This window comes from Bacillus sp. F19 (assembly GCA_023823795.1).
In the GTDB taxonomy this organism is placed as follows: Bacteria; Bacillota; Bacilli; order Bacillales; family Bacillaceae; genus Bacillus_P.
This window is the reverse complement of sequence record CP085710.1, coordinates 620917-634695: the sequence shown is the minus strand read 5'-3', so window position 1 is coordinate 634695 and position 13779 is coordinate 620917. Positions and strand designations below refer to the sequence as shown.

Sequence of the window (13779 nt, the reverse complement as noted above, 5' to 3'; positions counted from 1 at the left end):
CTTGTTATCAATTACGTTATCTAGTTTTCAAAGAACAACTGACAAATCAGATGATTTGTCTTCTATCATAGAGAGAATGATCTCTCAAAACTAAACAAAAACCAAAAGCGTCCTCATATATCCTTAGAAAGGAGGTGATCCAGCCGCACCTTCCGATACGGCTACCTTGTTACGACTTCACCCCAATCATCTACCCCACCTTAGGCGGCTGGCTCCTTGCGGTTACCCCACCGACTTCGGGTGTTGCAAACTCTCGTGGTGTGACGGGCGGTGTGTACAAGGCCCGGGAACGTATTCACCGCGGCATGCTGATCCGCGATTACTAGCGATTCCAGCTTCATGCAGGCGAGTTGCAGCCTGCAATCCGAACTGAGAATGGTTTTATGGGATTGGCTAAACCTCGCGGTCTCGCAGCCCTTTGTACCATCCATTGTAGCACGTGTGTAGCCCAGGTCATAAGGGGCATGATGATTTGACGTCATCCCCACCTTCCTCCGGTTTGTCACCGGCAGTCACCTTAGAGTGCCCAACTGAATGCTGGCAACTAAGATCAAGGGTTGCGCTCGTTGCGGGACTTAACCCAACATCTCACGACACGAGCTGACGACAACCATGCACCACCTGTCACTTTGTCCCCCGAAGGGGAACCTTCTATCTCTAGAAGTGGCAAAGGATGTCAAGACCTGGTAAGGTTCTTCGCGTTGCTTCGAATTAAACCACATGCTCCACCGCTTGTGCGGGCCCCGTCAATTCCTTTGAGTTTCAGTCTTGCGACCGTACTCCCCAGGCGGAGTGCTTAATGCGTTAGCTGCAGCACTAAAGGGCGGAAACCCTCTAACACTTAGCACTCATCGTTTACGGCGTGGACTACCAGGGTATCTAATCCTGTTCGCTCCCCACGCTTTCGCGCCTCAGCGTCAGTTACAGACCAGAGAGTCGCCTTCGCCACTGGTGTTCCTCCACATCTCTACGCATTTCACCGCTACACGTGGAATTCCACTCTCCTCTTCTGCACTCAAGTTTCCCAGTTTCCAATGACCCTCCCCGGTTGAGCCGGGGGCTTTCACATCAGACTTAAGAAACCGCCTGCGCGCGCTTTACGCCCAATAATTCCGGACAACGCTTGCCACCTACGTATTACCGCGGCTGCTGGCACGTAGTTAGCCGTGGCTTTCTGGTTAGGTACCGTCAAGGTGCGAGCAGTTACTCTCGCACTTGTTCTTCCCTAACAACAGAGTTTTACGATCCGAAAACCTTCATCACTCACGCGGCGTTGCTCCGTCAGACTTTCGTCCATTGCGGAAGATTCCCTACTGCTGCCTCCCGTAGGAGTCTGGGCCGTGTCTCAGTCCCAGTGTGGCCGATCACCCTCTCAGGTCGGCTACGCATCGTTGCCTTGGTGAGCCATTACCTCACCAACTAGCTAATGCGCCGCGGGCCCATCTGTAAGTGACAGCCGAAACCGTCTTTCCAACTTGAACCATGCGGTTCAAGATACTATCCGGTATTAGCTCCGGTTTCCCGGAGTTATCCCAGTCTTACAGGCAGGTTGCCCACGTGTTACTCACCCGTCCGCCGCTAACTTCCGAAGAAGTTCGCTCGACTTGCATGTATTAGGCACGCCGCCAGCGTTCGTCCTGAGCCAGGATCAAACTCTCCGAAGAAAATTTGTGACTCAATTTGTTGCTGACTTAAAAATTTAAAACGTTTGGTACGCTTTTGGTTTTGTTTAGTTTTCAAAGATCATTTTCACTCTTGAAGCGACCTTCTTAATATAACATTTCGTTAACTCGGTGTCAACATTTTTTAAGAAGTTTTTTTAATTGAAAGTCGCTGTCTGCGCCGTCATGTTTGAACTTGCTTCAGCAGCGACGCTTATTAATATATCATCGTAAAAAACTAAAGTCAATACTTTTTTGTAACAGAATATCCGCGATGGAAAATTCTCTGTCCTTTCGTCTCAATCTGAACAACTTCAACGAAATTTTTATCTACAAGAAACTCTAATAACACACTTAAATCTACCGAATAATATTTAGCTTCCGGATGCTCTAGAAGCTCTGCATAGTGCCACACTTCTTTTTCAGAAAGGATGCTTAACAGGTGTCCTGCACCAATTTCTGATTTGGAGTGGATCAGGAAATCACTCGCCAAAAAGAGGAGTTCAAGTCTTTTTTCAAGTGACTCTTCACTTTCAACCAGCTCTTTATACAGCTTATAAACCTGCGGTTCCATCTGCCTCACTTGATTCCAGACTGTAACCTCAGGATAAAATCCATGATCAATTACTTCAAGTCTGGCCAGATGATGAAGGGCATGAACGATATGATTGTACGCATCAAGGAACTGCTTTGATTCAAAAAACACCTTGCCTTCCAAGTATCTTCTAATAAGCTTGCCATACTCGAGGCCGATTTTTAATCTGCGTTCTGAGAAAGGAAACATTTTTAGACGATCCAAAAGCTTGCCAAGGTATTCATTTCTGTCAAATAGAACTTTCCCGTTTAAAATCCATTCTACAATGCGGCGGTTAGTTCCAAGCAGGATCCACTGCTGAATCTGTTCATCAGTCACTATATTCAGTGAAGCCTTTTGATTGTCAAATTCATAATGCTTAATATAAACAGGCTGCTTCGCTTCTTTTACAATAACAAGCAGGGCGACATCCAAATTATCTGTAAGCGGTGATGTTTGATTTCTCTTTTCAATCATGACGATTGCTAATGTGTCTGGATGACTTGCTCTCTCTTGATAAATAGGACGGAGAAGATTTTCCATTGTGATTCCCCCATTTAATTTATGACTATATATCAGAATTCTACATAAGTGATAAAATCCCTTTCAAATACAGCACCTCAAAATTATAAGTGAATGCTGAGAGAGAATCTATTATTTTCTAAGATTTCCTGTCGTTTTTATTTAAGGCACCATTGGATATTTTCTGCGAAATCCCTTACATTTGTGCTATATTTGTATTTGGGAGGTTGGAATAATGGCAGCGAAATATTCTAGCAAGATTAATAAAATCCGCACGTTTGCATTGAGTTTAGTCTTTATTGGATTTTTCATTATGTATATTGGTATTTTCTTCAGAACTTCTCCGATTGTCATGACCATATTCATGATGCTCGGGTTATTATCTATAGTAGGAAGCACGGTGGTTTACTTCTGGATCGGCATGCTCTCGACTAAAGCTGTTCAAGTAACATGCCCTTCATGCAGCAAAACAACGAAGATTCTCGGCAGGGTTGATATATGCATGTATTGCAACGAACCGCTGACACTGGATCCGAATCTGGAAGGCAAAGACTTTGATGAAAAATACAATCGCACAACGGTCGAATAAAAAAGCGGGGTGCATATACTGCACCCCGCTTATATTTCAGAAAAAAAAACTGAATGCTTATAAAGTCATTCAGTCCGTTTAATGCGTTTCTTTCTTTTCGCAGCTTCCGCACACTCCGTAGATCTCCATGCGATGATGACTTACTTTGAAACCTGTCACGTGTGAAGCAAGATGTTCTACCTCATCTAGTCCCGGATAATGAAAATCTACAATCTTTCCGCATTTTTCACAAATAACATGGTAATGCTCCGTTGTGACAAAATCAAATCTGCTCGAAGCATCCCCGTACGTTAATTCTTTGACAAGGCCTACCTCGCGAAATACACGCAAATTGTTATAGACCGTTGCAACGCTCATATTTGGAAACTTGCTTTCCAGGGATTTATAAATATCATCAGCTGTAGGGTGAGTCATAGATTGAATAAGGTATTCTAAAATGGCATGCCGCTGGGGAGTAATGCGCACTCCAGTCTGCTTCAGCGTGTCAAGTGCTTCTTTTAACTGATGTTCAGACATCCGCTATGCACCTCTTTCCTGAAAAACATTCTTACTTTATAATATTTATAAATAGTGTACATTGTGATTGAGACTTTTGTCAATTGCTGTTAGACAGCCTGGCTGTGATTGCCTCAGTATCCTTGTATTAATTCAATTGCATTTTCCATGGATGCATAATCTCCATCTATATATAACGCCAAGTTTGTTTTAAAAATATCCATCGCTCTAGGCAGATAGTTCTCTGTGATGCCGGACAAATGCGGTGTTACTGTTACATTCTTCATTCCCCAGAAGGGATGATCTTGTCTCAATGGTTCCTCTCTGAACACATCAAGTACTGCATGCTTTAGCTTTCCCTCGTTCAGCGCTTTTACTAAATCAGCTTCGCATACCGCATCTCCGCGCCCAATGTTAATGAAGACGCCTTCCGGTTTCATCAAGCTGAATGCTTTATACTCCATTATCCCTTTTGTTTCTTTTGTACTAGGCAGAACAGAAACAACAAAGTCTGCTTTTTTCATTCCTTCTTCCAAGCCATTGTATGTATAGATTATATCAAAATATTCAACGATTCTGCCGGATCTGTTCATCCCTTTCGTTGTCATTCCGAAAGCTTTAGCGAGCCTTGCAATTTCAGTTCCGATGGCACCTGCTCCTAAAATAAAGACAGTTTTCCCATGGAGTTCATGCATTTTGACTCTGCGGTCCCATTTTCTCTCCTGCTGATTCCCATACAGCTGCTGTGACTCCCTTGAAATTTGCAGCATCATTGATAGTGTATATTCAGCCATTGGAATCTTATGCACACCTTTAGAGTTGGTGACCAGTATATTCTGATGAATTAACGCATCAAAAGGGAGTTTATCCATCCCTGCAGACGCAACCATCAGCCATTTCAGTTCTTTTGCTTGTCCAATAATGTCAGCTGTCAGATCTTCACCGTATGTCAAAATCACTTCTGCTTCTTTTACTTCGTCCATGACTTCATTGATCCTGTTGTCAAAATGAAAATTCACATCTGGAAATTTATTTATTAATTCTTCCTTCAAATAACCGGGCAGCTTTACTGTTGATAAAATCTTCACATTCAAATTCCCCTTTTTCCTTTTATTTTATCAGAAATAAAAAGAGTGCAGGAACCAAAGTTCCTGCACTTAATTGCGCTAACGAATGAGGAGGTTATGCCTTCTTTACAACATACTCCGATTCTTATTTTTTGTCTGGACGTTTGACTCAGTTCCTAAAAAAAGTCCTGTTATGACAAATTTTCTTTCATATATTGAAGGGCTTCTTCAACATGGCCTTTCACTTTAACTTTCCGCCACTCTTTGACAAGCTCGCCGTCCTTATTGATAAGGAAAGTTGAACGTTCAATCCCCATATATTCTTTTCCAAAGTTTTTCTTCAGCTTCCATACTCCGTATTTTTCAGCAGCTTCGTGATCTTCGTCAACTAATAAAAGAAATGGAAGATCGTATTTGGCTTTGAATTTTTCATGCTTGCTCTGTGCATCTGTACTGACTCCAAGGATGACAGCATCAAGCTCCTCAAAGCTTTTGTGCTGATCTCTGAAGTCACATGCCTGCGTTGTGCAGCCCGGGGTCATATCTTTTGGGTAAAAATAAAGAATGACATGCTTTCCTTTAAAATCTGAAAGCTTCACTTTTTCCCCGTTATCAGCTGTCAGTTCAAAATCTGGTGCAGTTTGTCCGATTTGAGTTGTCATACTATCAGCCTCCGCAAAAATTGGTTTAGTCTAAGACTACCCAATTCTAAAGAATGATTCAACTTATGACCCTTTTTCCAGTCCCCACACCGTTCTTGCAACAAAAACAGCAGGCAGAACATATCCTATAAGCGCTTCGAGAACGGCAAGCAGTCTGCCAAACCCAATCGGAATGACATCTCCATATCCTAATGAAAAAAGAGTAACGGCGCTGAAATACAGGCAAGTATGCAAACGCTCAAGATAGGTTCCTTCCATAATAACCCCATTATCAACAAGCACCTCAAACCCGCTTGTGTCCAAAATTAAGAAAATCATACTAAAGCCAATCAAAATTGAAATATATAAGAAGATGACAATTAACAATGTATCTATAGATAGAAAATTTCGTTCCTTAAATGTGCGGATGAAGATGGTAAAGCTCATCAGCAAACACAGCGATACAGCTATAGCAAATAACCCTCCCATATATGAGCAGCACCCCATGTCCAAAACACGTAATGGTACAATATATACAAGAAGTTCTTTAATATTCGGCCTGTCTTAAATTTCGCATCTATTTTCTTATAAGCTGGACAACGAGCAAAAGACTGAAAGAAAGCAAGACAAGCGCTCCAGCCCAAAGCCACGCCATCTCCATATCCCCTGAATCGATCGCTACATATATAGCAGTTGCAGCTGTCTGCGTCTGCCCCGGAATATTCCCGGCAAACATCAGGCTTGCCCCGAACTCACCGAGAGCTCTTGTAAACGCAAGAACCGCCCCCGTGACGAGTGACGGGATCGCGAGCGGGATCGAAACATGCCTGAAAACCTGACGTTCATCCGCTCCATCTATCCTCGAAGCATCCTCGATTTCACGGTCAATCATTTGAAATCCAAGCTTGGCGGCCTGATACATCAGCGGAAAAGAAACAACGCATGCGGCTATAACGGCTGCCCACCAAGTGAAAATGACTGGAAAGCCTGCAATGCGTTCAATAAGTTGACCAGCCGGACTATTCATGCCGAAAATGACGATCAGAAGAAAACCAACAACTGTAGGCGGAAGAACAAGCGGCAGCATCAGGAGCGTCTCAATCACTGTCTTCCCTTTAAAAGAGGTTCTTGCCATGATCCTGCCAATGAACGTTCCGCTTATTATGACTAATACACTCGATACCATTGCAACCTGAAGTGACAGCTCAATAGGCTGACTGAATTCACTCCACATCTCGATCACCTTTATGAAGCACCTTAAACCCCTGCTGCTCAAATACGTTTATCGATTGTTCTTTCTGCAGAAAGTGAAAAAAAGCTTCGGCTTCTTTTTCGTGTTCAATTTCATTCAGCACACCCGCTGGATAGATAATGCTCTCATATGAAGCCGGTTCTATTGGGGTCTGATTCACTTTTTCTGAAGTCTCGGCATCTGTCTTGTAAACAATTCCCGCCTGAACATTGCCTGTTTCAACATAGGACAGGACCTGCCGCACATCTTTGGCATATACAATTCGGTCTTTGTTTCTTTCCCACAAATCATCATGCATAAGAGCTTCTTTAGCATACTTGCCGGCAGGAACTGTTTCCGGTGTGCCTATTGCTAACTTGCCAAAATCACCTAAAGCGAGGTCCTGCATTTTTAATGCTTCATTCTCTTTATTTGTAATAAGCACTAAACTGTTTCCCAAATAATCCATTTGAAGAGATTCGTTTAGTAAACCTTTTTTATCCAGCTGTTCAAAAAGATCTTTTGAAGCAGAAAAAAAGACATCTACTGGAGCCCCTTGTTCTATTTGACGCTTTAGAGCGCCGGTCGAACTGAAATTATAACGAACTTCAATAGAAGGATTCTCTTCCTCAAATTGTTTTTTTATCTCATTCAATGAATCTTTTAAACTTACTGCAGCCGAAACGACCAAAACGGTTTTCTTTTCAGGACCGCTCTGCTGTGATGCGCATGATGTTAAGAAAACTATACTAATAAGAAAAGCCAGGTATTTTTTCAGCACTTGTCAGCGTCCACCCTTTACTTACTGAATCATCTATTTCTTTCTATTATACTAAAAAAATGCGCAAAAGTTTTTCATCCTTTTTAAACATGCTAGAATAGACTTTAGAAATTTTTTTCAGGAGGAAGACATGAAATTCACTAAATCTGAAGAGCTTCAAGAAGAAGCGTTGCAGCATATTGTAGGCGGGGTTAATAGTCCTTCCCGTTCTTATAAAGCGGTCGGCGGCGGATCTCCAGTCGTGATGGAAAGAGCAAAAGGAGCTTATTTCTGGGATGTTGACGGCAATAAATACATTGATTACCTCGCAGCATACGGGCCAATCATTACCGGACATGCTCACCCGCACATTACAAAGGCCATTCAAAAAGCAGCAGAAGATGGCGTACTTTACGGAACTCCGACTCCCCATGAGGTGAAGTTCGCTAAAATGCTGAAAGAGGCAATGCCGGCAATGGACAAGGTACGTTTTGTCAACTCCGGAACAGAGGCCGTTATGACAACGATCCGTGTTGCAAGGGCGTATACTGGCCGGGATAAAATCATTAAATTTGCAGGATGCTACCACGGTCACTCAGATCTTGTGCTTGTTGCGGCGGGCTCCGGACCTTCGACTCTCGGCACACCCGATTCTGCTGGAGTTCCAAAAAGCATTGCAAATGAAGTGATCACGGTTCCTTTTAATGATATTGAACCTTTTAAAGAAGCACTTGAGAAATGGGGAGACGAGGTTGCAGCTGTTCTAGTTGAACCAATCGTAGGAAACTTCGGGATTGTTGAACCTTATCCAGGTTTTTTAGAAGCAATTAACGAGCTTGCTCATGATGCCGGAGCTCTTGTCATCTATGATGAAGTCATCACAGCATTCCGCTTTATGTACGGAGGAGCACAGGATATGCTTGGTGTCACACCTGACTTGACTGCCCTCGGGAAAATCATTGGCGGCGGTCTGCCAATTGGTGCATACGGCGGGAAAAAAGAGATCATGGAACAAGTTGCACCTCTTGGTCCTGCCTATCAAGCCGGGACAATGGCCGGCAACCCCGCTTCTATCTTATCAGGCATCGCCTGTCTTGAAGTGCTTCAGGAAAAAGGTGTATATGAAAACCTTGATAAACTTGGACAAATACTTGAAGAAGGCATTCAAAAACATGCAGAAACCTATCAAATTCCAATTACGATGAACCGATTGAAAGGTGCTTTGACCATCTACTTTACGACAGAGAAGGTTGTCAATTATGAACAGGCGGAAAGAACGGATGGCGAAATGTTCGCCAAGTTCTTTAAACTGATGCTTCATGAAGGGGTTAATCTTGCTCCTTCTAAGTACGAGGCATGGTTCCTTACAACAGCTCATACAGAAGAAGATATCAAGGATACATTGCTTGCAGTCGAGCGCTCGTTCAAGCAGTTGCGAAATGTATAAATATACAATTTATTCAAACAGGGATTTTAGTCCCTGTTTTTTTATTTATTTAATTATTATTGAAAACGTTTACAAATAAGCACCTGTACGTTTTTTATAAATATTTAAACTTTTCAATCTTGTATATGCACCCCAAAAACATGCATAAATAATTGAATTTTTTTAATCTAAATGATATGATAAGTATTACATTTCTGAAAATTTGGTTATTAAATCTTACAAAGAAATCTATAGTTTTAAATGATAGATTCATATTTTATCGGGAGGTGAAGGCTATAAGAGGGAACACATTCCCCTTTCAAGCCGCTTTTATGAAAGAAAATTGGAGCCCAAGTAAGTTTAAGGAATATTACAACGCAGAGCATGACGCTTGCGGCATTGTATCAGTCATCGAAAAACGGAACGTGCCGACTAAAGAAAACATTGATTTATGTATAGATGCATTGATTACGATGAATCACCGCGCCGGGTTTATAAACGGCGAAGGAGACGGTGTCGGCATTCATATTGATATTCCTAGAGCCCTGTGGAAGCAGAAGCTTGCAGACGCAAATCTTGATCAGCAACTAGCCGAGCGTGGCGATTTTATCGTCGGACACCTCTTTTTGTCTAAAAACGAAAGCCCTGATAAATTGAAAAAAGAAATTAAAAACCTTCTATCCGAAAAGAATTTCGAACTTGTTTTCGAAACAGATAAAGTCACAACATCATCTGCATTAGGACCCATCGCCCTGCAAGAAGAACCTCTCTTTTGGCAATTTGCCATGATTCCAGCCGGCAAGCATGATTCTCTTAATAAGGATCTTTTTGAGCTGACGATTCAGATTGAGAAAAACCTCAATGTACATGTCGCATCACTCAGTCAGCATGCTGCTGTTTATAAGGTTATGGGTGCGGGAGATGTCCTTCCGAAGTTTTATCATGATCTTGCAAATCCGCTTGCAGCATCAACGATGACTCTTGGCCATAACAGGTATTCTACTAATACATTATCTACTTTTTTTCGTGTGCAGCCATTTAGCCTGTTAGGTCATAACGGTGAAATCAATACAATTGCAAAGCTTCGTGACGAAGCAAGAATGATGAATGTTCCGCTTACAGACGGCGGAAGTGATTCTCAAGACTTGAACAGAACGATTGAAACATTGGTGGCAAGAGACGGCTATAGCCTGTTTGAAGCACTGGACGTTCTTTTTCCTCCCATTATTAATGAAATTAAAGCATATCCAGACCACCTTCAGGACTTATACACGTATATTCGTGAAGCTTGGGGCCATTTCGCACAAGGTCCTGCAGGCATTATCTCGAGATTCGCAGATGAAGCAGTATTCAGCGTAGATGCTTTGGGACTCAGACCATTATGGAAGGTAGAATCAAAATCTTCCTATATATTTGCATCTGAACCGGGAATCATTCCGGCTTCTCTTTATGCAGGCGAGCCTAAACCGCTTGGACCTGGCGAGAAGCTTGGCCTTAAATGGAACAAGGATGTTATCGAACTGTTTGAGTATCCTTCTCTTCAGGAGGAAGTCTATAAAAGATTTTCAGGCAGAACAGATATTGACGGGTACCGCAGAAGATTGGCGCATCCAGTCAGCAAAGGCAAATGTTCAGCGTCTCCTATTTTCAAGGTTCACAATGGACATTACGCTGCATTCGGCTGGGATCGCGAGCACATTCAGCTGCTTGAGCAAATGGCTGAAAAAGGAGCAGAGCCGATTCGCTCACTCGGCCATGATGGCCCACTTGCAGCAATTCATCCAGACCGGAAAAACATTGCTGACTTTATTAAAGAAAGTGTTGCTGTTGTTACCAATCCGGCGATTGACCGTGATCGCGAGTCAGAGCATTTCTCCATCCGCTCTGTAATCGGGAAACGCCCTTCACTGACTGAGCAGCAGGAAAAAACAGCTATGATTGAGCTTCCTTCACCATTATTGCTTGAAGGCAAGCTTGGAATAATGGCATCTGAGCATATTGAACAGCTTCCATATGAAGAAGTTATCGAGACATTCTCTAAGGAAAAACAGCTGTATGTCCTATCTGCTGTGTACTCTGAAAGTGAGAGCCTGAAAGACGCTCTTGACCGTCTGAAGCTTGAAGCTATTCAAGCTGTAAACGAAGGCGCTGTATTACTTGTGCTTGACGATCAGGAAGCCCATCAAAACGGAAAGCTGTGGATTGATCCTCACTTGATTACTTCCGTTATTGATCAGGCATTGGTTAAAGCAAGCCTGCGAAGAAACTGCTCGATCGTTCTTCGCACAGGAGCCATCAGATCCCTGCATGACATTATGATTGCATACGGTCTTGGAGCAAATTTAATCAGTCCATATATCCTTTTTGCTACTGTTGTTGAGGAAGAATCAGCAAAACCTGCTGTTAACTTGTATGAATCATTGAACAAAGGACTTGAGAAGGTCATTTCTACAATCGGCATTCATGAGCTAAGAGGATATGGACGACTCTTCTCGGCTATCGGATTGAATGAGGAAATCGAAAAAGAGCTTAACATTGTAAACTTCTTAGGCTCTCGTTCTCTTAAATACAATTTTGAAAGCCTCAAAGCGGATGCACTTGAACGAAGCCAGGACTTTGAAAATGAAAAAGCCCGTCCGAGCAAGACGTTCCACATTTTCCCGAGAATCTGGAAAGCGATTGGCGATGTTGCAAAAACGGGCAGTTATGACGGTTATCGCGAAAAACTGACAGAGCAGGAAGAAAGCAATCCGATTACCATTCGTCATTTAACTGACTTAAAAACAGCTAAAACTGCCGTGCCAAAAGAAAAAGTAAATATCGGAGTCGGAGAGCACAGTCTTCCATTCGTGATCGCCTCCATGTCCTTCGGTTCACAAAATGAAACAGCATTCCGTGCTTATGCAGAAGCCGCTGAACAATTAAATATGGTAAGTCTAAACGGTGAAGGCGGAGAAATTAAAGATATGCTCGGTAAATATCCGCGCACACGCGGACAGCAAATCGCATCAGGAAGATTTGGCGTAAATGCAGAGCTTCTGAACTCTTCCAACCTCCTGGAAATTAAAATCGGCCAGGGAGCGAAGCCTGGTGAAGGCGGTCACTTGCCGGGTTCAAAAGTAACTGCGAAAATTGCAGAATCCAGGAATGCCACGATCGGATCAGATCTCATCTCGCCGTCAAATAACCACGATATCTACTCGATTGAGGATTTGGCGCAAATGATTTCTGAACTGAAAACAGCTAATGATCAGGCAAAGGTTTCCGTTAAAGTTCCTGTTGTTCCTAACATCGGAACGATAGCAGTAGGAATTGCAAAAGCCGGAGCTGACATCATCACGCTGAGCGGATTTGACGGCGGTACTGGTGCAGCCCGCATCCATGCACTTCAGCATGTTGGGCTGCCTGTTGAAATCGGTGTTAAAGCAGCACATAACGCATTACTCGAAGCTGGATTGCGTGAAAAAGTAGAGCTTTGGGCAGACGGCGGAATTAAAAGTGCACTCGACGTTATGAAAGTCGTTCTGCTTGGAGCGAACCGCGTCGGTTTTGGAACATTATCGATGATTGCAATCGGCTGTACAACATGCCGCGGCTGTCATTTAGATACATGCCACGTGGGGATTGCCACTCAAATTGAATCAGAAGCACAGGCAAAAGAGCATGGCTTAAGACGCTTTGTTCCAAGAAAATACGATCCTGCTGTACAGGGCCTTGTTAATATGTTCAGCGCATTCGGTTCAGAGCTTCAGGCACTGACAGCATCACTTGGATTTACAAATCTTCAGGAACTTGTCGGAAGATCTGACTTGCTTGAGCAAACGCGCGGCAAAGAAGAAATGGATCTTTCACTCTTGCTTGAAACATTGGATATTCAAAATCTTTCTCATAAAGAAGTTGCAGCAAGCTTAGAAAGCAAACGTCTCGCTGTTGCAGCCGGAGCTGAGTATTTAGATTACGATGACAATGAACTTCATGATTCAAGAGAATTCTCGAGCGTTACATCTGAACAGCGCATCCTCGGCAGCCGGGTTTCCTGTCACAGAGTGCGCGGCCGTCTCGATGGCTCTTACAAAAAACTGGATGACGTTGAGCTTTATTATAAAGAAGGCTCTATTCCAGGAAACGGTCTTGGCGCCTATAATTCAAGCGGCATTAATATCCGTGTTGAAGGCGGAGCGCAGGATGGCACAGGCAAAACGTCATTTGGAGGCAGTATCCAAGTATTCAAATCTAAAGGAACTGACGGAAAGTACTACAACGGTTCAGTCGGTAAAGGATTTGGCTATGGCGCGCAAAGCGGCCTGCTGCTTGTACAAGGCAATGCGGATGCACGCGCTGGAATTCGCCTCTCAGGAGCAGACATGATTATTGGCGGTAAGATTGATAAGCCAATTCCTGCAAATGAGAAGGGTAATATTGGAGTAAACGCCAATATTAAAGGATTTGCGTTTGAATACATGACAAACGGCAGAGGACTTGTCATGGGAGATCCAGGCCCATGGATTTGTGCAGGGATGACTGGCGGGGTTGTGTATGTCAGACATCAGCCTGAGCTTGGATTAACAAAGCAGGCCATAGAACGCCGAATTGCAAAAGGCGCTAAAATTGATATTTCACCTCTAAATTCAAAAGGCCTGAGTGATGTATCAGAATTGCTTACAACATACATCGAGGCTCTAAAGCGTCATGGTCAAAATGATGAAGCTGAAGAACTAAAACCACTTTTACAGGATTTAAAAAATAACTTTATTCAGCTGGTGCCTGTTAAAGAGCAGGCAGATCCATCTGTATCAACTGAATAAAACTTCTT

At 43.1% G+C, this 13779-nt stretch carries 10 protein-coding genes and 1 rRNA gene; 3 read left to right on the top strand and 8 right to left on the bottom strand.

Features of this window, described 5'->3' with window-relative positions; genetic code table 11:
* Window positions 1-127: 127 nt before the first annotated feature.
* Together LIT25_03375 and LIT25_03370 are read right to left on the bottom strand one after the other, a co-directional pair.
* Window positions 128-1664 (bottom strand): 16S ribosomal RNA (locus tag LIT25_03375).
* A gap of 241 nt (window positions 1665-1905) precedes the next feature.
* Window positions 1906-2778, bottom strand: coding sequence for a nucleotidyltransferase-like protein (locus tag LIT25_03370; protein ID USK34446.1), 873 nt, complete (start codon window positions 2776-2778; stop codon window positions 1906-1908).
* 214 nt (window positions 2779-2992) lie between these two features.
* Here LIT25_03370 and LIT25_03365 point away from each other — a divergent pair, with 214 nt between their 5' ends.
* Window positions 2993-3346, top strand: a complete 354-nt coding sequence (locus LIT25_03365; protein ID USK34445.1) for a YgzB family protein — start codon at window positions 2993-2995, stop codon at window positions 3344-3346.
* A 78-nt stretch (window positions 3347-3424) separates the two neighbouring features.
* Here LIT25_03365 and perR read toward each other — a convergent pair whose 3' ends face one another.
* The 6 genes from perR to modA all read right to left on the bottom strand — a co-directional run bounded on the left by perR (window position 3425) and on the right by modA (window position 7561).
* The gene (gene perR / locus LIT25_03360) at window positions 3425-3862 is read right to left on the bottom strand and encodes a peroxide-responsive transcriptional repressor PerR (GenBank protein USK34444.1); all 438 of its coding nucleotides are present in this window, start codon (window positions 3860-3862) and stop codon (window positions 3425-3427) included.
* Window positions 3863-3975: 113 nt separating this feature from the next.
* A complete protein-coding gene (locus tag LIT25_03355; GenBank protein USK34443.1) occupies window positions 3976-4929 on the bottom strand; it encodes a D-2-hydroxyacid dehydrogenase in 954 nt (317 codons plus the stop codon).
* A 170-nt stretch (window positions 4930-5099) separates the two neighbouring features.
* On the bottom strand, window positions 5100-5570 hold the full coding sequence (bcp, locus tag LIT25_03350) for a thioredoxin-dependent thiol peroxidase (protein USK34442.1): 471 nt from the start codon (window positions 5568-5570) through the stop codon (window positions 5100-5102).
* Window positions 5571-5633: 63 nt separating this feature from the next.
* Window positions 5634-6038 (bottom strand): potassium channel family protein, encoded by a 405-nt coding sequence (locus tag LIT25_03345; protein USK34441.1) that lies wholly within the window; start codon window positions 6036-6038, stop codon window positions 5634-5636.
* An 88-nt stretch (window positions 6039-6126) separates the two neighbouring features.
* Window positions 6127-6783: a molybdate ABC transporter permease subunit gene (gene modB / locus LIT25_03340; protein ID USK36143.1), complete on the bottom strand. Its 657-nt coding sequence runs from the start codon at window positions 6781-6783 to the stop codon at window positions 6127-6129.
* Window positions 6773-7561, bottom strand: a complete 789-nt coding sequence (gene modA / locus LIT25_03335; GenBank protein USK34440.1) for a molybdate ABC transporter substrate-binding protein — start codon at window positions 7559-7561, stop codon at window positions 6773-6775. The genes modB and modA overlap by 11 nt, the downstream gene beginning before the upstream one ends.
* A 130-nt stretch (window positions 7562-7691) precedes the next feature.
* On the opposite strand from modA, the gene LIT25_03330 reads away from it, so the two are divergent.
* Together LIT25_03330 and LIT25_03325 are read left to right on the top strand one after the other, a co-directional pair.
* A complete protein-coding gene (locus LIT25_03330) occupies window positions 7692-8987 on the top strand; it encodes a glutamate-1-semialdehyde 2,1-aminomutase (protein USK34439.1) in 1296 nt (431 codons plus the stop codon).
* A gap of 311 nt (window positions 8988-9298) precedes the next feature.
* Window positions 9299-13771, top strand: a complete 4473-nt coding sequence (locus LIT25_03325) for a glutamate synthase (protein USK34438.1) — start codon at window positions 9299-9301, stop codon at window positions 13769-13771.
* Window positions 13772-13779 lie beyond the last annotated feature (8 nt).

Coding starts and splice junctions, on each gene's coding strand:
- perR (USK34444.1), bottom strand. CDS start 3,862: ATGTCTGAACATCAGTTAAAAGAAGCACTTGACACGCTGAAGCAGACT.
- LIT25_03370 (USK34446.1), bottom strand. CDS start 2,778: ATGGAAAATCTTCTCCGTCCTATTTATCAAGAGAGAGCAAGTCATCCA.
- LIT25_03345 (USK34441.1), bottom strand. CDS start 6,038: ATGGGAGGGTTATTTGCTATAGCTGTATCGCTGTGTTTGCTGATGAGC.
- modB (USK36143.1), bottom strand. CDS start 6,783: ATGTGGAGTGAATTCAGTCAGCCTATTGAGCTGTCACTTCAGGTTGCA.
- LIT25_03330 (USK34439.1), top strand. CDS start 7,692: ATGAAATTCACTAAATCTGAAGAGCTTCAAGAAGAAGCGTTGCAGCAT.
- bcp (USK34442.1), bottom strand. CDS start 5,570: ATGACAACTCAAATCGGACAAACTGCACCAGATTTTGAACTGACAGCT.
- LIT25_03365 (USK34445.1), top strand. CDS start 2,993: ATGGCAGCGAAATATTCTAGCAAGATTAATAAAATCCGCACGTTTGCA.
- LIT25_03325 (USK34438.1), top strand. CDS start 9,299: ATGAAAGAAAATTGGAGCCCAAGTAAGTTTAAGGAATATTACAACGCA.